Raw genomic sequence first — 17,082 nt, forward strand, 5'->3', positions numbered from 1 at the left:
CCCCCCCCCCCCCCCCCCCCCCCCCCCCCCCCCCCCCCCCCCCTGAAAAACAATCAACCGCCACCCCCCTTCGAACCAAAACATAGGCTTCGTCGGCAGCGGCGCGCTCTTCAGAAGCCTGGATGGCCTTATTGAGCTGATCGGTTAGATCGGCAACTGGCTTTGCCTCGGCAACGTTGAGGATCTGCGGGGTGGTATCAACAGGATTCGCAGCGGCATCCTCAACTTGGGTGGAGTCAGAGGCGAGCTCGAAGTCAACGGACTGCGTCTTGGTGGTGGCTGCGTCATCGGACTGGATGTTTGCGGCGGCTGCGCCACCAACGCCGGCGGTGGAAACTGCACCTGCCGCAACCGTCATTACGGCAATGCGGCCCTTCGCGGTCTGCGAGGTGACAATCTTGCGATGGCGGCCGGCGCTACGCTGAACTTTGCTTCGCATTAGGTCTTCTTTCGTCATTTTCACAATCTGCGCAGAACGGGTGTTACGTCCCCGCCGAGTTAGTTACGAGATTGTGACCTTCTTGTTACCAACGAGATGTAACAGTAGCGTCTCGAAAAGATAACAGCAACCCAAATTAAGAAACTTTCAGGCCCCTCTCGGGGAAATTGTCCACGAGCAGGCAACATGTGGCCCCAGAATAATTTTAGTGCGATAAAGATCCCACGCGATCTCCGCGTGCGTCATGCAAAACTAGCGGCCTTTGCCTTCAATAGTATTACAGCCAGAGTTAAGGGTGTGAAACCAGGGTAGATTTTAAACTCCTTATATATTTGTGTAGCCCAGGTACAGGGGTTGCCGCCGGTGATTTTGCGAGCGCCTCGTCGCGCCACCCCGATTTCACTTCCGGAAGGTGGCAAAGTGGACGCCGATGAACAAAAACACCAGCCCCCAATCTCGGTCAACGCCCCGCCCGCGTAGCCAGGCGCGGGGCCGTATGGTGCGCGCGCAGCGCACCCCACGCGCGCCTCATCCCAGTGGCTCACGCCAGTCCTCTGGATCGGCGCAGCGCGTCGCTCGCAAGGCCGGCTCCAAGGCCAAGGCGCGCCGTACCCCCGCGCCGTTGACCAAAGCCGGGCGCATTCGCCGCATGCTTATTACGGCGGCAGTGCCCAACGTGGTTATTGTCCTTATCATTATGGCCATCGCGCTTGGCGGTCTCATGCTCGCCGGCTCTCCCATGGCGTGGTGGTACACCATCGTGGCGGAGGCCTGGATGGTCTTTAACCTTGCCCCGGTCTCTGCGGCCGATGTGAATATTTCCTTCCTACCGGCTTTGCCAGCGCTCATCCTCGCCGTGGTGGTAGCGGTTCGTGTGCGCAGCGCGGTAAAACACAAGGTCAGCGTCAAGGACCTGCTGACTCTTCTGGCCTGCGTGCTTGGCGTGCCGGTGGTATTTACCATCATCGCGTGGCTGATGCTGTGGGATGCGGGCAAGGTCTATGACGTCTCTCCGCCTAATCTGGCGCAGGCGTTGCTGCGCGTTATTGTTCTGCATCTGGCCGCCATGGCGGCCGGTATGGGTTGGCGCTTGTGGCGGGCGTTGGCCAAGCGTTATGGAGTGCCGCGCCCGCTTGTCGACGCCACCCAGATCGCCCTTCGCTACCTCACCTACCTGGCCATTGGCGCATCCGCAGTCTTTGCGGTGGTCTTCCTTGTCAACGTCTCCCGCCAGGGCGAGATGATGAATGACTATCCCACGATCTCCGGCTTAGGCATTGCCGGTCTCGTGCTGCTGAGTGTGCTCTACATTCCCAATGCCATCGTGAGCACCGCGGCGGTATTGGTGGGATCGGAGTTTTCCGTAGGAGAAGGCTCGGTAAGCCTCTTTAGCGCCCACCTCGTGCCGCTGCCACCGCTCCCCATTACCGGCGGCATTCCTGCATCCGCGCCCAGCTGGGCGGTGGCGCTATTAATTGTCCCCCTCGGTGCTGCAATCTATTCGTTGTATAAGAAGCGTCCGAACTTTCAGGACGTACTAGTAGCTACGGTGGCCGCCGCAGTAATCATGCTGGTTGCCTGCTTCCTTGTTAGCGGTGACCTTGGCTACTACGGCGCGACCGGCCCGCAGCTGTGGACTGCCGCAGGCCTTACCGCCCTGTGGATGGCCGTCGTTGGTTGCGCCGTTGCCGCAGGCTTCGCCTTCGTGGCCTGGCGCGCGGCCCGCACGGCACCCGGTGCGGCCCCCGCCGATGAATACGCCGACGAACCCGCTGCTGATGCCGACGAGGCTCCCACCGAACCGGAGCGAGAGCCCATCACCGATCCGGAAATCGTTGAGGCCGAGGTAGTCGAGGACGAGCCCGAAGATACTGCACCTGACGCGGCCGCGGAGGAACCGGAAGAAGAGCAGAAAGAAGAGGGCACTCCAGCCGACGAAGTAGCGGAGCGGCCGGAAGAGGCTAAGGAGGGCGATGAAAGGGGCGTCGCCAAGCCGCTGAGCCAACAGCTCAAGGACCAAATGGGGGAGAGTGAGCAGGACTCCTCAAGCGAAGATTCCCCCGAGGAGGGGGAGAGGGGCTAGGCTATAGCGCGTGACTTCACCGATGCCTCCGCGCTATACCGCTGACTCTGAACGCCTCCGAGTGGTGGTGCTCGTTTCTGGAACGGGTTCCCTGCTGCAAGCCATCGTGGATGCCCAAGCCGGGCACTACCAGGTAATGAAGGTGGTGGCGGATAAGGAATGCCACGGTATTTCGCGCGCACAGGACCACGGGATTGATACCGAGGTCGTGGCGCTGGGGGCGGATCGCGCCGAATGGAATCAACGTCTGGTTGACGCAGTAGATGCTGCGCAGCCAGACGTTGTTGTTTCTGCGGGCTTTATGAAGATCCTGGGCCAGGAATTCCTGGACCGCTTCGAAGGCCGCACCATCAATACCCACCCGGCGCTTCTGCCTGCCTTCAAGGGAGCGCACGCGGTGCGCGACGCCCTAGATTATGGCGTGAAGATCACTGGCTCTACCGTCCACTTTGTGGACGCGGGCGTGGATACCGGCTCCATCATCGCGCAGCGCCCCGTTGCCATCAATGCGGACGATGACGAGTCCACCCTCCACGAGCGTATTAAACAAGTAGAGCGCGACCTCATCGTGGAGGTGCTGCGTGCAGCTAACGTCCACGACGAGAAACTATCTATTCAACTCGCAGACTAAGACTTTTCGAAAGGCTTAATCCTCCTCATGAGCGAAGACCGCAAGCAGGTAAAGCGCGCCCTTATCAGCGTGTACGACAAGACCGGGCTGGAGGATCTAGCCCGCGTCCTTGATAAGGCAGGCGTGGAAATCGTCTCCACCGGCTCCACCGCGAAGAAGATCGCGGACCTAGGCATCGAGGTCACTCCGGTAGAAAAGCTCACCGGCTTCCCGGAGTGCTTGGAAGGCCGCGTTAAGACGCTGCACCCGCGCGTGCACGCCGGCATCCTGGCCGATACCCGCAAGGAAGATCACCTCAACCAGCTCTCCGAGCTCGAGGTAGAGCCTTTCCAGCTCGTCGTGGTCAACCTGTATCCCTTCCGCGAGACCGTGGCTTCGGGCGCGGACTTTGATGGCTGTGTGGAACAGATTGATATCGGCGGCCCATCCATGGTGCGCGCAGCCGCCAAGAACCACCCGTCTGTCGCCGTTGTGGTAGATCCTTCCCGCTACGGTGAAGCCGTGGAGGCCGTGAACAACCGTGGCTTCACCCTAGAGCAGCGCCGTGGCCTGGCCCGCGATGCCTTCCTGCACACCGCGGATTATGATGCGGCCGTCTCCGCCTGGTTCGTGGATCAGCTCAGCGAGGAGGGCCAAACCACCCCGCTGCGCTACGGCGAGAACTCTCACCAGGCGGCTACCGTCACCCGCATCGGCTCCAAGGGCCTTGCCAATGCCACCCAGTTCAATGGCAAGGAGATGAGCTACAACAACTACCAGGATGCGGATGCCGCGTGGCGCGCCGCGTGGGACCACGAGCGCCCCTGCGTTGCGATTATCAAGCACACCAACCCATGCGGCATTGCCGTGTCCGAGGAGTCCATCGCCGCCGCCCACCGCGCCGCCCACGCGTGCGACCCAATGTCCGCTTTTGGCGGCGTGATTGCCGTCAACCGCGAGGTCACCGTAGAGATGGCCGAGCAGGTAAAGGAGATCTTTACCGAGGTCATCGTCGCGCCTTCCTATGAGGATGGTGCCATCGAGGTGCTTAAGGCCAAGAAGAACCTGCGCGTGCTGCAGGCAGAGCACGAAGACCAGCACGAGGAGCGCAAGTACATCTCCGGCGGCGTTCTCACCCAGGAGCCAGACACCTACCAGGCCGAGGGCGATAACCCGGCCAACTGGACCCTGGCTGCGGGCGAGGCCCTCAACGAGTCCGACTTGGCTGAGCTCGAGTTCGCCTGGCGCGCCGTGCGCGCGGTGAAGTCCAATGCCATCTTGCTGGCCAAGGACAATGCCACCGTGGGCGTGGGCATGGGACAGGTTAACCGCGTTGACTCCGCCAAGCTGGCCGTCGAGCGCGCCAACACCTTGGCCGATGGTGCCAACCGCACCGAGGGCTCCTTCGCCGCTTCTGACGCCTTCTTCCCGTTCGCCGATGGTTTGCAGGTGCTTCTCGACGCCGGCGTTAAGGCCGTTGTCCAGCCCGGCGGCTCCATCCGCGACGAAGAAGTCATCGCTGCTGCAAAGGAAGCCGGCGTCACCCTGTACCTGACCGGTACCCGCCACTTCGCGCACTAGCCTAAGCTAAATGCCATGACATTCCCTATCCGCCGGGCCTGGGGCCCGGCAGCCGCCCTTATCGCCTGCGCGCTCACCCTAAGCGCCTGCGGCGACGAGGACGCGGCGAATAATTCCCCTACCTTTGTCAATACCGAGGCCCGCGGCACGGCCGATCCCCTCTACGGAAAAGAGAGCACGTCCGCAGCGCCCGCGGCCTCATCCGCAGCGCCGGCCGCCTCGTCTGCGCCCGCCTCTTCCTCGGAGCCATCGGCCGCGGCCCCTTCCAGTGACGTCCAAGCCGTGCTTGACCGCATCGTGGCCGAACACGGCGATGTGGGCATCGCCGTATCCGATGGCACGACCACCATTGAAGCGGGGCGCACCGCTCCCGAGGCCGCGTGGTCAACCTCCAAGGTGCCTGTGCTCATCGCGGCGAATCGCATGGGTGCGGCCGATAGCCAGCTGGTTTCCTCTGCAATCACCTACTCCGATAACGAGGCCGCCAAGGCCGCGTGGGCGGGGCTAGGGGAGGGGACCGCTGGCGCGCAGGCCGCGCAAAGCGTCATCGCGGAGGCGGGCGATACCGCCACCCAGGTTCAATCCCAGGTCACCCGGCCGGAATTTACGGCCTTTGGCCAAACCATGTGGAGCGTGGGCAACCAAGCAAAGTTCATGGCCGGGGTGCGTTGCGTTGAGGGAGCCCAGCCGATTATCGACGCCATGGGGGTCGCCGATCCCGCCCAAGCCTACGGCCTGCGCACCTTGCCGGGCGCCTTGATGAAGGGCGGCTGGGGCCCGAGCCCCGCCGGCGCCTACGACGTGCGGCAGATGGGCATTGTGCAGCTGGGCGGGCACGACGTCGCCGTGGCACTAATCGCCTCGTCTCCTGATGGCCAGTACGCCTCCACCCAAACGGTGCTTACCTCCATGGCCGAAGCCCTAGCGCAGGCCGAAACCCAGTGGCCCAGCCCTGCCTGCTAAGCCTGTCAGTAGAAAGGAAAACTCATGACTTCTCGCTTAAGCCTCCGCCCGCTTATCGCCGCAGGCTTCTTCCCGCTCGTGGCCGCCAGCCTCGCGCTGAGCGGTTGCAGCGACTCCTCGGACGAATCCGCCCCGAGCTTCAAAGGTAAGGGCAGCGGAATGACCACGGTCAATAACTCCGACAAAGAAGAGGAGAACGCCGAGGAATCCACGCCCGCGCAAGAGACCGTAACCAAGGAAGAGGAAGCCCCGGAGGAACCGCCGGTAGTCACGGTCACGCAGACGGAAAAGCAGGAGGCCCCGTCTTCCACCGGTGGGGGTCAGAAGTCTGGTGAAGGAAACTATATTTCTGATTTCAATGGGCACGGATGGCTCGATGGTGGCTACGCAAGTTGCAACCGGTTTGAACGCGCCCTGTTTGCCGGTTCTGGTCCCGACGGCAGGGTTATCATTTGCGAGACCGGAGGTGGCTACAAGTTCTATCGCTCGTCGATGTTTGATGGCCAGTTTGAATCGGGTGACGTTACCCAAGACGGCAATAACTACTACGTCAATGCGGATCCGTCGATCATTGTGGTGACGCCGAGTGGCGTAAGCGTGCGCGAGGGCGGCGGATTGGCCGCCACGGGCGAATTCACGGAGTCGTGGCAGCGCTAACGCGGAAAACGAGGGGCTAGCGCGACTTCTTCTTGCGGTCGGCCGCTGCGGCGGCGGCCGCAGAGATGGAGTCGTTGCGATTCTTCAGCAACTCCAAAGTAGTTTCCTCGGCATTGTCGGGGACGGAGGCGCCGAGGACGGCCAAGGCGGCGTCGGCAAGCATGGCAGCAGTCTCCGGAACCGACTGGGAAGCGTCGAACGGCGGGGTGCCGTTATTGGGGCGCATTTCAATAACAGACAGCGCGATGTGGAAGGGCAGCTCCACGCGGGGGTCATCCTCGCCCACAATGGCTGCGGCGGTGGAGCGGAAATGATTCTGCAGGCGGTCGCGCGACTCGTGGTACTCGGAGAACTCTGAAGAATTAGCCACCGGCAGCTGATACAAGCGACCCACGTTCCAGCCACTGGTGAGCAGCAGACGCGACTCTGCGGCGACCAAAGACCACAGGCGCTGTGCCGGGGCCGCGTCGGTGCCCGCCAACTCATCGGCCAACTCCAAGGAAGGCTCGATGGTGGAATTGAGCAGCGTCAGGAAGATTTCCGTCTTGGACGGAAAGTGATAGTACAGCGACGCCTGACGGATGCCTACCGCGTCTGCAATCTGGTGCGTGGACGTGGTAGCAAAACCCTGAGTAGTGAAAAGCTCGGAGGAGGCGTCCAAAATCTCCTCACGGGCGCTATTGCCCCTGCGCCGCGGACTGTGTTTGCGCGGCCTACCGACATTGCCTGCCATGCGGTGGGACGACTCCTTTCACAAAAGAGAATTCACTTTTAATAACCAACTGTACAATCTTATGCCCGACTAGGTACTGCTTCCGAATCCGCACCGTAGAGACTATTTATATTCTTCTGCCCGCCGGGAAATAGACTCAAACGCCGCCGAGACAATGCGGCACGCGGAGCCATAAGCAGTGCGGTCCAACGGCGGGAGATCGCGCAATGTTGCCGAGTGATCACTAACGCCCTCGTACCAACGGCGCAACTCTAACGCATAGCCAGTGCGCCACGCTAGGTCCAAAGCTTCTGCATCAGCGGCGCTGAGGAGATCGCGTTCCACGCCGATCGCTAGGCGATCTACCGTGGGGCGCGGCCCCGGTGCCGCCCAGCGCGCGATAGCTGCAATGGGGGAGAGAAGTGTGGCCTTGATATCCACCGCGGCATCGCGGTCCGGCAGGCCATCGACCATCTTGAGGGCAGGAGGGCGCTGGCCCAAGGCTTCTTCCAGTAGCGCTTGTTCCCCGCCGTTTCCAAGGGGCAGGCCGGCGTCGACGCGCGCGGCGATGGAATCGGCGGCTCCGTGAGCTTGGAGACCGACATCGGCGAAGACCTCTTGGAGGTCGTCATCCTGGCCCATCCACTCCACAGGCATGGACGGCAGCTGGTCGCCGCGGGAGGCAGCGCCGGTAAGGCGGACCGGGGAGTTGACCCCAGGAGAGCGAACAATATCCGTAATCAGCCGGGAATACCAGTAGGCCAATTCAATCTCATTGTCCTGGTGGGCGACCGCATTGCGCAAAATATCTTGGGCCTCTTCGAGCAGTCCGCGGGCCGTAGCGCGGGACTGGCAGTGCGGGGCGAGCTCGGAAAGATCGAGTAGGGATTGGTGCAGGGCCATTGCTCACTGCCTTTCACTAGTGCGGGGCCGATGCCTCCCCGCCGGCTGCGGGGTGCACGAATGCTTTCAATCTAACACTTCGGTTCTGTGATCCGGGCATGTGGGTCGAGTGGAAGGGATGGGAGGGCTAAAACGACTTTCGCCGCCTGCCCTCGAGGAGGGAGGCGGCGAAAGCTTATGGTTCTTTTACCGTGTCACACTTGCCAGCGGCAAAAGTGCGCTGTTGATACCCAGCTACTGTTTAGCGGGTGGTGAACGGCAGGAGAGCCATTTCGCGTGCGTTCTTGACTGCGGTAGCAACCTGACGCTGCTGCTGCGGGGTCAGACCGGTGACGCGACGGGAACGGATCTTGTGACGATCCGAGATGAACAGACGCAGAGTCTTGGTGTCCTTGTAGTCCACCTTCTCGATGCCCTCAGCCTTCAAAGGGTTCTTCTTTGGGCGACGGCTCTGCTCCATACGGAACTTCTTTTGGTTATTGCGCTTATTAGCCATTGTGCAATTACCCCTTTACCAGCTGGACTTACGAACGCCCGGCAGCTCACCACGGTGAGCCATGCCGCGCATACGGACACGGGACAGGCCGAACTTGCGGAGGTAACCGCGTGGGCGGCCATCGGCAGCGTCACGGTTACGTACGCGGGCTGGGGAAGCGTCACGAGGCTGGCGGTTCAGCTCGAACTGAGCCTCTAGACGCTCCTCATCCGGGGTGTTCGGGTTCTTGATGATCTTCTTGAGCTCAGCGCGACGCTCCGCGTAGCGGGCGACGATTTCCTTGCGCTGCTCGTTCTTAGCGATCTTGGACTTCTTAGCCATTGATTATCGCTCCTCGCGGAATTCGACGTGCTTGCGGGCAATCGGATCGAACTTCTTCAAGGTGATGCGATCCGGGTTGTTGCGCTTGTTCTTACGGGTCACGTAGGTGTAACCGGTGCCCGCAGTGGACTTAAGCTTGATGATTGGGCGGATATCGTTACGTGCCATACTTAAATCTTCTCCCCACGTGCGCGAATCTTAGCCACAACGGACTCGATGCCATCGCGGTCGATGATCTTCATGCCCTTGGTGGAAACATTCAGGGTGATGGTACGGCCCTCAGAGGGCAGGTAGTAGCGACGACGCTGCACGTTGGGGTTCCAACGGCGCGAAGTGCGGCGGTGCGAGTGCGAGACCTGCTTGCCGAATTCCGGCTTGCGGCCCGTTACCTGGCAAATAGCCGACATGGGTCTTCTTTCTCCTAGCCGCCCACATCATGGCTATAGACAATGAAGCGCCGACTGCCGTGTGAGGGTGGCAGTGCTCAAAAGTGAGGTGTGAGCGGGTGCGGCGCCATCGTCAAACACCAGTAGACGGGGCGTAAAACGTATATTTTGACAACAGCAAGGGGAAATCTTACAGCCTCGGACGCGAATTACCTAATCGCTGCCTTGCTGCGGCAAGTGGGCCATTTGCCGTGCTGGGGTGGTGTTTGCCTGTGGGGCGTCGCTTAGCGTGGCGCAAGAAACGTGAGTGAAATGAGTGGTCGCTGCTGGTCGGGGATTTCGTATATGGGTCAGTTGACTGTAGGATAATTCAGGTTGTTGACCCGTGCCACGCGGCGCGCGGTTAACAGAGTGAAATTTGTACGTCCCAACTCGGGCACGATCCACGCTAGGGGCGTGGAACCGACCCGTAGTCCAACCCTGAGGGAATATATATGAAGAAAGATATTCACCCGGATTACCACCCGGTAGTCTTCCGTGATGCTGGTACCGGTCACTCCTTTTTGACCAAGTCCACCGCTTCCTCCGACCGCACCGTTGAGTGGGAAGACGGCAACGAGTACCCACTGATCGTCGTTGACGTTACCGCTGAGTCCCACCCGTTCTGGACTGGTGCACAGCGCGTTATGGATACCGCCGGCCGCGTCGAGCGCTTCAACCAGCGCTTCGGTGGCATGGCTCGCCGCAAGAAGAAGAACGCGTAAGGAGGAGAGTAGAAAATGGCAACTCCTAAGTTTAAGAAGTCCCGTGCGAACACCCACGCACGCCGTTCCCAGTGGAAGGCTGACAATGTGGCCCTCCAGGAAGTCACCATCGACGGCCAGACCGTCCGCATCCCGCGCCGCCTGGTTAAGGCTGCCAAGCTGGGTCTGGTTGACGTAGAGCAGTTCTAAGCTCGCTCTTTAATCTCCCCGTCCGCTCTCGATTAGAGGGCTGGGCGGGGATTTTTAGCTTTAGAAGCGTCCTATAAGCATGTTTTAACCGTATTTGGGGGACTGTGGGGGTAAATATTTCCCTTAACTTCATGAAGTTGACTGCCATAAGTAATAATTAGGACTATGAAAATCCTTGTGGTGGATGATGAACAAGCCGTCCGCGAATCGCTACGCCGTTCCTTACGCTTTAACGGCTACGAAGTGCTGACCGCTAACGACGGCTTGGAGGCTGTGGAAACGGTGCGCGCTGAGAATCCCGAATTGCTTATTTTGGACGTCATGATGCCCAACATGGATGGCCTTGAGGTGTGCCGCACCCTGCGCAGTGAGGGCTGGGACCGTCCGATCCTCGTTCTGACTGCGCGCGATGGTGTTTCGGACCGAGTGGCTGGCCTTGATGCCGGCGCAGATGACTACCTGCCGAAGCCGTTCGCATTGGAGGAGCTCTTGGCCCGTGTGCGCTCCTTGGTGCGCCGCGCCTCCGCAGATTCCATCGCAGCTGAAGCCCCAGTGGAAAGCAAGCTGAGCTTCGAGGACCTTGAACTTGATGCCGATACCCGCGAAGTCAGCCGCGGTGGCCGGGCCATTTCCTTGACGCGTACCGAGTTCGCGCTGCTGCAACTGCTGATGGAAAATCCCCGCAAGGTTCTCTCTCGCAGCAAGATCCTGGAAGAAGTCTGGGGCTACGATTTCCCTACCTCCGGCAATGCTCTCGAGGTCTATATCGGCTACCTGCGTAAGAAGACGGAGGGCGAGGGCGATGCTCGCCTCATCCACACCGTCCGTGGCGTGGGGTATGTCTTGAGGGGGTCTAATCCGTGATTTTAAGGAAGCCCGCTTCCCCTGCGGTGGCTTCCGGGAAAGTACAGTCCACCCCTCTTACCGAGTTCTCTGAGCCTCAGGGGAGTTGGGCTTCACGGGCGCCACTGCGGTGGCGCCTTGCTACTGTTACGGGCCTTGTGGTGGCCGTAGCCGTTGCCTTGATGACGTTGGCAACGTATTGGGTAGTTTCTCTGTCCCTTACTGCCTCCGTCGACGACCGCCTGGAGGCCAAGGCCGATGTCTTGTTGCGGCAAAGCCAGGATCCACGGTTCATGGATAACGTGGACCAGGAGATCGAGGACTTTAAGTCCTATAACCCTGGCACCCGCGTAGCCCTATCACCGCCCTCCATGAGCTTTTCCTACGGCGACACCATTCCTGTGGGCGGGGACTTCCATCGGACGGAGGATTACACGGAAACTTCCGTGCGTACCGTGGGCGGCGAGCGAGTGCTGGCCAAGCGTCATGATCTTGGTTCTACCGTGGTCGTCGCTCAGTCTCTCGCTCCTACGCAAGAGCTCATCGCCATCTTGGGCACGGTGCTACTGATTATCGTTGCCCTTGGCATCGTGCTCGCCATTTTTGCAGGCCTCATCGTGTCCAAAACCGGTATGCAACCCATCGCCCGGCTGAAGCGAGCGGTGGATTACGTGACGCAGACCAACGACCTGCGCCCTATTGAGGTCTCTAATAACGACGAGATGGCGCAGTTGACCACCTCCTTTAACCAGATGCTGGAGGCGCTGCAGGAATCCCGTTCGCAGCAGTCTCAGTTCGTAGCCGATGCCGGGCACGAGCTGAAAACCCCGCTGACCTCTATGCGTACCAATATTGAGCTTTTGATGATGCTCAATCGGGCCGGTGGTGGCTTTGGTATGAGCGATGAAGACCGCAGGGACCTCGAAGATGACGTCATGTCCCAGATGAATGAGCTCTCCACCTTGATTGGAGACCTCGTTGATTTGGCGCGTGAGGACGGCAATGAGCGCGAACCGGAGCCGGTGGACCTGTGTGAAGTCATGATGGCTTCGCTGGAGCGTGCGCGCCGCCGCCGTCCCGATGTGGAGTTCTTGGTGCGCTTTATCCCGTGGGAGCTGGACGGCGACCCCTTCGCATTGGGCCGTGCCACGCTTAATCTTATGGATAATGCGGCTAAGTGGTCGCCGGCTACTGGCACGGTGCGCGTGTCTATGGAGCAGCTATCCACCCACGAGGTGCGCCTGCGCTTTGATGACTCCGGGCCTGGCATTGCACCGGAGGAAAGGGAGAAGGTCTTTGAGCGCTTCTATCGTTCGGCAGAAGCGCGCTCCATGCCGGGCTCGGGCTTGGGCTTGGCCATTGTGAAATCGGTGATTGAACGTCACGATGGCACCATCAAGATCCGCGAGTCTAATGATGGTGGTACCCGCATGGAAATCATCTTGCCGGGCAAGCCTGTGACGGGGGAGATTTTCGTGGACGGTTTGGCAGAGCCGCAAGAGGGGCTGCCGGGTGGTAAGGAAGACTCGATCGACCGCGGTGAAATCTTTGCGCAGCGCTGGTTTAATCAGAGCTAGCGTACAAGCGTTTATACTGGTGAGGTAATACAGCAACCTTTCAGGAATTCCTAGTAGGTTGGCAGATCAGTATCAGTCTTGACCAAGCGAAGTGAGGCATAGTTTTCTCATGAACATGAGGAATGACGATTACCGAGGCTTTGATGGGAACTCCCCGGAGGGAGCGTCCCAGGAAGGCCCGGATAGGGCCGATCCGGTTCAGGGTGGTCCGAACTTTGGAGAAACCAACCAGCAAGATGCCGTGGCTGGCAACGCTGGCCCCTACAGTGACGGATTTGGTCTTCACAGCGACGCTGGCGCGCAGGCACAAGAGACCGGCTCCTATTCGCAAGGCTGGAATCAACCGCGCGGCGGTGCTGAAGGCAATGACCAGCGAACGCTAGGTTCGCTGGGGCCCTATCCGAATGCCCCACAGGCCCAAAACTTTAGCGGTCAGGGACAGGAAGGCCCGATGGTCACCCCGCTGCCTCCGCAGCCGGAGCAAAAGAAGAAAATTGGCTTGGGCGCCGCCACCGCTCTGGCGGCCGTCGCTGCCATCGCCGCAGGCTCGATCGCCGGCGCTGTGGTCGGCATGAGTTCCGGGGGAGGCAATAACGATACCTCCGTGGTCAATGAAGCCCTTAAGGCTGAGCCGGCGAACAATAGCACCGGTAAGGAACCGGAGCAGGGTTCCGTTGAAGAAGTTGCCTCCAAGGTTTTGCCCTCGGTGGTTTCTATCCAGACGATGACTCGTACTGGTGGCGCTGAAGGCTCTGGTTCTGTCATCTCCCCAGACGGCTATGTTTTGACCAACCACCACGTGGTTGCCGGTGCTGAGCACGGTGGCATGATGCAGGTGACCATGAATGACGGCAGTAAGCATGATGCTGAGGTGGTGGCCTCGGATGCGAATACGGACGTGGCCATCGTGAAAATCAAGGACGTCAAAGACCTGCCCTTCTTGCAATTCGGTGACTCCGATTCCGTTGCTGTGGGCCAAGAGGTAGTGGCCGTGGGCTCTCCTTTGGGGCTAAACGCGACCGTGACCTCCGGTATCGTATCGGCAAAGAACCGTCCCGTTCGCGCTTCCCAGGAAGGCGGCGAATCTTCATTGATTGACGCCATTCAGACCGATGCCGCAGTAAACCCTGGCAACTCGGGCGGTCCGTTGGTGGATCGAGACGGCAATATCGTGGGCATGAACTCCATGATTGCTTCGCTGTCTAATAGTTCCTCCGGCGAGGGCGGCTCCATTGGCTTGGGCTTTGCCATTCCATCCAACTTTGCCAAGCGAATGGCAGATGAGCTCATCAATGACGGCAAAGTTTCTCACCCGACCCTTGGCGTGAAGGTGCTAGCGCGCGACGACGGCAATGGTGCCCGCATCGCCGAGGTAGAGTCGGGCGGCCCGGCAGATAAGGCGGGCTTAAAGGATGGCGACATTGTCACCCGCGTCAACGATCGCCTGATTGAAAACGCCGATGCGCTTATTGCGGCGGCGCGATCGCAAGACTTTGGTGCGACGGTGACCTTGGAGGTTACCCGCGAAGACTCGGAAGAAACCCGTCAGGTAGAGGTAACCCTCTCAGGCGAGTAAATTACTGTGCAAGACCTCATTAGGTGCTGAATGCGCCGTACCTCACCCCGCCACAAGGCCGTATTGCCTTAACTTAAGGAGAAAAATGCCAGATTCGCAGCACGATGTGACCGACTCCGCGCAGCCCGACGGCGCGAATAAGCGCGATTCCTTGATGGATCTAGCCGAACCCGATGATGCCTTCTTGTTAGCAAGCGAGCAGGAGGATAGCCTTGCTGCCCCGCGCCGCGGGCTCATCGTTATTGTCACCGATCATCCCGGTGAGCAATCCGATAGCACTTCGCAGCTGGTAAGCGAGCTGCTCGCGGAGGCTAATTTCCGCGTTGATGGCGCCATCGTGGTGCGTTCCAAGAAATCCAAGATCCGCCAGGCCATTGAGACCGCTGTGGTCGGTGGCGTGGATTTGGTCCTCACCGTCGGCGGCACCGGCGTGGGCCCGCGCGATAAGACTCCGGAGGCTACCCGCTCCGTGATCGATAAGATGGTTCCGGGTGTGGCCCAGGCGCTGCGTTCTTCTGGCCAAGCTTGTGGCGCGGTGGATGCCTGCACGTCTCGCGGCCTATCGGGCGTTTCGGGCTCTACCGTCGTGGTCAACCTTGCCTCGTCGCGCGCTGCCGTCCGCGATGGCATGGCTACCTTGGCGCCTCTGGTGCACCACCTCATTGACCAGCTGCAGCAGTCTAGCGTCCAGTAAACGCAGGGTATTTTCTATGACGTCGCGGAGAAATCGCCGGCGAGTATTCCGCCAATCTGCTGCTGTCGATTATGACCGTAGTGCTGATAAGCCCGGCGCACACGCTGCCGATGGTGCCGATGAGGAGAGAATCGTTACCGTCGATGACGCGGATTCAGCGGCGGCAGAGGGGGAGTCCGGCCAGCGCGATGAACAGTTTTACCGAGAGAATCAGCCCCCACACTATGGCGGCTAGTGCCTAAAAAGCCCGGGGTTTCGCTTCCGAAGAAGTAAAACCGCGGGCTTTGCGCTGTATATGCAGCGAAGGGGAACTAGGCCTGGTGGCGGCCGCCGCCGGTAGAACCGTAATCGGCGTCGGCAGCGCCGCGGGTGGAACCGTCAATGCCGGTACCCGGGATGTCCTTATCGGAGACATTCTGGGCCTCGAGCAGGTCGCGGATTTCCGCGAGCAGTTCCTCGGAAGTTGGGGCAGGGGCCTCAGGGTCTACACCGTGGCGGCGCTTAGCGGCCTCGGTGAGCTTGTTGAGTGGCATGACGATGAGGAAGTAGACCACCGCGGCGATGATGAGGAAGTTAATCGCAGCAGTGATTACTGCGCCGAAGTCAACAAACGTGTTCTTGTTGTCGGTGATCTGGAAGCCTAGGCCGTCCACCTCAGCAGAGCCAAGGGAATTGATGATCGGCTGGATGATGGAGTCAGTAACGGCGGTGACGATCGCGGTGAAGGCGGAGCCGATGATGACTGCGGTGGCAAGTTCGATGACGTTGCCGCGCATAATGAAGTCTTTAAAACCCTTGAGCATGGTGATATGCACGAACCTTTCTGGGAATAACTAAGGGTTGGTATAAACCATGGACATCGCGAAACTTTAGTGCAGCTGTTAACCAACCACAACTGTTGTGGCTGAAAGGGTCTAGCGTTGCTGTGGGTGAGCGCGGTCACCCACGATAACTACAGTGAGTGGCTGGCTTAGCGACGCAGCGGCTACATCATTGGCGTGGTCATGGGGCAGCGCGAGCAAAACGGTAGAGGAAGAGGCCTCGCCTTCGGCGCTGGAGGTCGACACTACGCGCCCGCCGGTGGCGATAACGCGCGCGGTGGGCGTTGCGGGAGCCGACCCCTCTGCGGCTGGGGCGGATGCGGCGTCGACGGCGGTTACCACGTCCACGGTATCGCCATGGTGCAGGTGGGGGATGATGTCTGGCTCGGCGAGCTTCACCGGGATCATCCGCGCAGCCGCGGCGTCGGAGCCACCGACCAAGCTGGAGACGAGGTCTTCTCCTAGAAGGCGCGCATCGGTGACCACCTCACCCTTGCCGGCTGCGGCGGTAATAACGCGGCCGGTGAGTTCTTCTGGCTTTGCCGCTACTGCGGAATCGGGGATGGAGGAGGCAGGAAGGCGGGCCAAGTCGACGTCGGCAAGCGCCAGCTCCGCGCCCGCAGGCAGATCGCGGCTAAAGACGGGAACGCGCGGCAGCTCCTTGGCCGCAGATAAGGCCGAAGCCAGCGCGGCAATAAGAAGGGCCACCGCAATGGCGCGGCGCACTACAACGCCGCGGCGGTGGCCAGGAGTGCGAAGGGTGGAAATGAGGCGGGGCATACGCGAAGTGGACATACTTTTTTAGACTGCCCGAAACCGCGCATGGTTCCCGCACCCTAAAACTAGAAGCGTGTGATGCCCTCTGCGGTGACGACGGCATCAACCTTGCGGTCATGGTCCTCGGTAGGCAGCTCGTCTAGGAATTCGGAAGGGTAGACCATGGCGAAAACCGGCGGCTTGCCGTGGGGAAGCGGCTCTAGCGCGCGGTCATAGTAGCCACCGCCCTTGCCCATGCGGTTGCCCTTGGCATCTACCGCCATGGCGGGGGCGAGCACCAGATCGCACTCGGCCAGCACGCTGCTATCAAAGCTTGGGCCCTGAGGCTCATTCAAACCCAATGGGCTAGTGTGCATGGCTTCCTTGCCGCGGTATTCGGCAAAGGTCAACGTGCCATTCTCACCGGAAATCGGCAGGAGGACGCGGGAGACATGCTCCTTGAGCCACGGCACAAAGTCCGCACCACCGGGCTCAGAGCCCAAAGGCCAGTAGGCGGCCACCGTCATGGACTCGGTGAGCTCGGATTCGAGATGCTTGCGCACGGCGGCGGTAAAAGCATCGTGGTCCTCGGAGGAAAGTTCGCGGCGGGCTTGGACCAAGCGGGCGCGCAGCTCGTTTTTGGCGGTGATGGAAGAGGTCATGAATAAATCATAACCCCGCGGCGTAGCGGTGCACGGGAAAATAATGTGG

The 17,082-nt window shown here is 60.4% G+C and carries 21 protein-coding genes and 1 pseudogene; 12 read left to right on the forward strand and 10 right to left on the reverse strand.

Annotated elements, in window-relative coordinates; translation table 11 throughout:
* Nucleotides 1-457 (reverse strand): annotated as a pseudogene (locus MHX61_RS09460) (hypothetical protein); the annotation flags it as partial.
* A gap of 478 nt (nucleotides 458-935) precedes the next feature.
* On the opposite strand from MHX61_RS09460, the gene MHX61_RS09465 reads away from it, so the two are divergent.
* From MHX61_RS09465 to MHX61_RS09485, 5 genes are read left to right on the forward strand one after another with little or no spacing between them, the layout of a single operon-like run.
* Complete coding sequence (locus tag MHX61_RS09465) at nucleotides 936-2,522, forward strand: DUF6350 family protein (protein WP_239194377.1); 1,587 nt, start codon at nucleotides 936-938, stop codon at nucleotides 2,520-2,522.
* A 22-nt stretch (nucleotides 2,523-2,544) separates the two neighbouring features.
* Complete coding sequence (purN, locus tag MHX61_RS09470; RefSeq protein WP_239194430.1) at nucleotides 2,545-3,153, forward strand: phosphoribosylglycinamide formyltransferase; 609 nt, start codon at nucleotides 2,545-2,547, stop codon at nucleotides 3,151-3,153.
* Nucleotides 3,154-3,180: 27 nt separating this feature from the next.
* Nucleotides 3,181-4,713 carry a bifunctional phosphoribosylaminoimidazolecarboxamide formyltransferase/IMP cyclohydrolase gene (purH, locus tag MHX61_RS09475; RefSeq protein ID WP_239194379.1) on the forward strand — a complete coding sequence of 511 codons (1,533 nt, stop codon included), beginning with the start codon at nucleotides 3,181-3,183 and terminating at the stop codon, nucleotides 4,711-4,713.
* Between the two features lie 15 nt (nucleotides 4,714-4,728).
* Entirely contained in the window at nucleotides 4,729-5,676 is a 948-nt protein-coding gene (locus tag MHX61_RS09480) for a hypothetical protein (RefSeq protein WP_239194381.1), read from the forward strand.
* 24 nt (nucleotides 5,677-5,700) lie between these two features.
* Nucleotides 5,701-6,333, forward strand: a complete 633-nt coding sequence (locus MHX61_RS09485; RefSeq protein ID WP_204609797.1) for a hypothetical protein — start codon at nucleotides 5,701-5,703, stop codon at nucleotides 6,331-6,333.
* A 16-nt stretch (nucleotides 6,334-6,349) separates the two neighbouring features.
* Here the strand turns inward: MHX61_RS09485 and MHX61_RS09490 are convergent, their stop codons facing one another.
* The 6 genes from MHX61_RS09490 to rpmB all read right to left on the reverse strand — a co-directional run bounded on the left by MHX61_RS09490 (nucleotide 6,350) and on the right by rpmB (nucleotide 9,172).
* Nucleotides 6,350-7,066, reverse strand: a complete 717-nt coding sequence (locus tag MHX61_RS09490) for a TetR/AcrR family transcriptional regulator (RefSeq protein ID WP_204609795.1) — start codon at nucleotides 7,064-7,066, stop codon at nucleotides 6,350-6,352.
* 102 nt (nucleotides 7,067-7,168) lie between these two features.
* Entirely contained in the window at nucleotides 7,169-7,948 is a 780-nt protein-coding gene (locus MHX61_RS09495; RefSeq protein ID WP_239194383.1) for a putative nucleotidyltransferase substrate binding domain-containing protein, read from the reverse strand.
* Nucleotides 7,949-8,189: 241 nt separating this feature from the next.
* Nucleotides 8,190-8,444: a 30S ribosomal protein S18 gene (gene rpsR, locus MHX61_RS09500; protein WP_005279904.1), complete on the reverse strand. Its 255-nt coding sequence runs from the start codon at nucleotides 8,442-8,444 to the stop codon at nucleotides 8,190-8,192.
* A gap of 15 nt (nucleotides 8,445-8,459) precedes the next feature.
* Nucleotides 8,460-8,765: a 30S ribosomal protein S14 gene (rpsN, locus tag MHX61_RS09505; RefSeq protein WP_005279906.1), complete on the reverse strand. Its 306-nt coding sequence runs from the start codon at nucleotides 8,763-8,765 to the stop codon at nucleotides 8,460-8,462.
* 3 nt (nucleotides 8,766-8,768) lie between these two features.
* A complete protein-coding gene (rpmG, locus tag MHX61_RS09510; protein ID WP_005279910.1) occupies nucleotides 8,769-8,933 on the reverse strand; it encodes a 50S ribosomal protein L33 in 165 nt (54 codons plus the stop codon).
* Between the two features lie 2 nt (nucleotides 8,934-8,935).
* The gene (rpmB, locus tag MHX61_RS09515) at nucleotides 8,936-9,172 is read right to left on the reverse strand and encodes a 50S ribosomal protein L28 (RefSeq protein ID WP_005279911.1); all 237 of its coding nucleotides are present in this window, start codon (nucleotides 9,170-9,172) and stop codon (nucleotides 8,936-8,938) included.
* A gap of 473 nt (nucleotides 9,173-9,645) precedes the next feature.
* On the opposite strand from rpmB, the gene MHX61_RS09520 reads away from it, so the two are divergent.
* The 7 genes from MHX61_RS09520 to MHX61_RS09550 all read left to right on the forward strand — a co-directional run bounded on the left by MHX61_RS09520 (nucleotide 9,646) and on the right by MHX61_RS09550 (nucleotide 15,029).
* A complete protein-coding gene (locus MHX61_RS09520; RefSeq protein ID WP_005323793.1) occupies nucleotides 9,646-9,915 on the forward strand; it encodes a type B 50S ribosomal protein L31 in 270 nt (89 codons plus the stop codon).
* 15 nt (nucleotides 9,916-9,930) lie between these two features.
* Entirely contained in the window at nucleotides 9,931-10,104 is a 174-nt protein-coding gene (gene rpmF / locus MHX61_RS09525; protein ID WP_005279913.1) for a 50S ribosomal protein L32, read from the forward strand.
* A gap of 165 nt (nucleotides 10,105-10,269) precedes the next feature.
* Nucleotides 10,270-10,968: a response regulator transcription factor gene (locus MHX61_RS09530; RefSeq protein ID WP_239194385.1), complete on the forward strand. Its 699-nt coding sequence runs from the start codon at nucleotides 10,270-10,272 to the stop codon at nucleotides 10,966-10,968.
* A 140-nt stretch (nucleotides 10,969-11,108) separates the two neighbouring features.
* Nucleotides 11,109-12,524, forward strand: a complete 1,416-nt coding sequence (locus MHX61_RS09535; RefSeq protein ID WP_239194387.1) for a HAMP domain-containing sensor histidine kinase — start codon at nucleotides 11,109-11,111, stop codon at nucleotides 12,522-12,524.
* Nucleotides 12,525-12,633: 109 nt separating this feature from the next.
* The gene (locus MHX61_RS09540) at nucleotides 12,634-14,100 is read left to right on the forward strand and encodes a S1C family serine protease (protein ID WP_239194389.1); all 1,467 of its coding nucleotides are present in this window, start codon (nucleotides 12,634-12,636) and stop codon (nucleotides 14,098-14,100) included.
* An 85-nt stretch (nucleotides 14,101-14,185) separates the two neighbouring features.
* The gene (locus MHX61_RS09545; RefSeq protein WP_204609787.1) at nucleotides 14,186-14,794 is read left to right on the forward strand and encodes a molybdenum cofactor biosynthesis protein B; all 609 of its coding nucleotides are present in this window, start codon (nucleotides 14,186-14,188) and stop codon (nucleotides 14,792-14,794) included.
* A 16-nt stretch (nucleotides 14,795-14,810) separates the two neighbouring features.
* On the forward strand, nucleotides 14,811-15,029 hold the full coding sequence (locus tag MHX61_RS09550) for a hypothetical protein (protein ID WP_239194391.1): 219 nt from the start codon (nucleotides 14,811-14,813) through the stop codon (nucleotides 15,027-15,029).
* 76 nt (nucleotides 15,030-15,105) lie between these two features.
* Here MHX61_RS09550 and mscL read toward each other — a convergent pair whose 3' ends face one another.
* From mscL to MHX61_RS09565, 3 genes are all read right to left on the reverse strand, one after another.
* Entirely contained in the window at nucleotides 15,106-15,597 is a 492-nt protein-coding gene (mscL, locus tag MHX61_RS09555; protein ID WP_239194431.1) for a large conductance mechanosensitive channel protein MscL, read from the reverse strand.
* A gap of 111 nt (nucleotides 15,598-15,708) precedes the next feature.
* Nucleotides 15,709-16,395 carry an SAF domain-containing protein gene (locus tag MHX61_RS09560; RefSeq protein ID WP_204611455.1) on the reverse strand — a complete coding sequence of 229 codons (687 nt, stop codon included), beginning with the start codon at nucleotides 16,393-16,395 and terminating at the stop codon, nucleotides 15,709-15,711.
* Between the two features lie 62 nt (nucleotides 16,396-16,457).
* A complete protein-coding gene (locus MHX61_RS09565) occupies nucleotides 16,458-17,033 on the reverse strand; it encodes a 5-formyltetrahydrofolate cyclo-ligase (protein WP_204609784.1) in 576 nt (191 codons plus the stop codon).
* Nucleotides 17,034-17,082: the final 49 nt, after the last annotated feature.

The organism is Corynebacterium sp. ACRPF, from assembly GCF_022347395.1.
GTDB lineage: Bacteria > Actinomycetota > Actinomycetes > Mycobacteriales > Mycobacteriaceae > Corynebacterium > Corynebacterium tuberculostearicum_D.

Excerpts from the sequence above, each read along its gene's own strand:
- MHX61_RS09465 (WP_239194377.1), top strand. The coding sequence starts at position 936 with ATGGTGCGCGCGCAGCGCACCCCACGCGCGCCTCATCCCAGTGGCTCA.
- purN (WP_239194430.1), top strand. The coding sequence starts at position 2,545 with ATGCCTCCGCGCTATACCGCTGACTCTGAACGCCTCCGAGTGGTGGTG.
- purH (WP_239194379.1), top strand. The coding sequence starts at position 3,181 with ATGAGCGAAGACCGCAAGCAGGTAAAGCGCGCCCTTATCAGCGTGTAC.
- MHX61_RS09480 (WP_239194381.1), top strand. The coding sequence starts at position 4,729 with ATGACATTCCCTATCCGCCGGGCCTGGGGCCCGGCAGCCGCCCTTATC.
- MHX61_RS09485 (WP_204609797.1), top strand. The coding sequence starts at position 5,701 with ATGACTTCTCGCTTAAGCCTCCGCCCGCTTATCGCCGCAGGCTTCTTC.
- MHX61_RS09490 (WP_204609795.1), bottom strand. The coding sequence starts at position 7,066 with ATGGCAGGCAATGTCGGTAGGCCGCGCAAACACAGTCCGCGGCGCAGG.
- MHX61_RS09495 (WP_239194383.1), bottom strand. The coding sequence starts at position 7,948 with ATGGCCCTGCACCAATCCCTACTCGATCTTTCCGAGCTCGCCCCGCAC.
- rpsR (WP_005279904.1), bottom strand. The coding sequence starts at position 8,444 with ATGGCTAATAAGCGCAATAACCAAAAGAAGTTCCGTATGGAGCAGAGC.
- rpsN (WP_005279906.1), bottom strand. The coding sequence starts at position 8,765 with ATGGCTAAGAAGTCCAAGATCGCTAAGAACGAGCAGCGCAAGGAAATC.
- rpmG (WP_005279910.1), bottom strand. The coding sequence starts at position 8,933 with ATGGCACGTAACGATATCCGCCCAATCATCAAGCTTAAGTCCACTGCG.
- rpmB (WP_005279911.1), bottom strand. The coding sequence starts at position 9,172 with ATGTCGGCTATTTGCCAGGTAACGGGCCGCAAGCCGGAATTCGGCAAG.
- MHX61_RS09520 (WP_005323793.1), top strand. The coding sequence starts at position 9,646 with ATGAAGAAAGATATTCACCCGGATTACCACCCGGTAGTCTTCCGTGAT.
- rpmF (WP_005279913.1), top strand. The coding sequence starts at position 9,931 with ATGGCAACTCCTAAGTTTAAGAAGTCCCGTGCGAACACCCACGCACGC.
- MHX61_RS09530 (WP_239194385.1), top strand. The coding sequence starts at position 10,270 with ATGAAAATCCTTGTGGTGGATGATGAACAAGCCGTCCGCGAATCGCTA.
- MHX61_RS09540 (WP_239194389.1), top strand. The coding sequence starts at position 12,634 with ATGAACATGAGGAATGACGATTACCGAGGCTTTGATGGGAACTCCCCG.
- MHX61_RS09545 (WP_204609787.1), top strand. The coding sequence starts at position 14,186 with ATGCCAGATTCGCAGCACGATGTGACCGACTCCGCGCAGCCCGACGGC.
- MHX61_RS09550 (WP_239194391.1), top strand. The coding sequence starts at position 14,811 with ATGACGTCGCGGAGAAATCGCCGGCGAGTATTCCGCCAATCTGCTGCT.
- mscL (WP_239194431.1), bottom strand. The coding sequence starts at position 15,597 with ATGCTCAAGGGTTTTAAAGACTTCATTATGCGCGGCAACGTCATCGAA.
- MHX61_RS09560 (WP_204611455.1), bottom strand. The coding sequence starts at position 16,395 with ATGCCCCGCCTCATTTCCACCCTTCGCACTCCTGGCCACCGCCGCGGC.
- MHX61_RS09565 (WP_204609784.1), bottom strand. The coding sequence starts at position 17,033 with ATGACCTCTTCCATCACCGCCAAAAACGAGCTGCGCGCCCGCTTGGTC.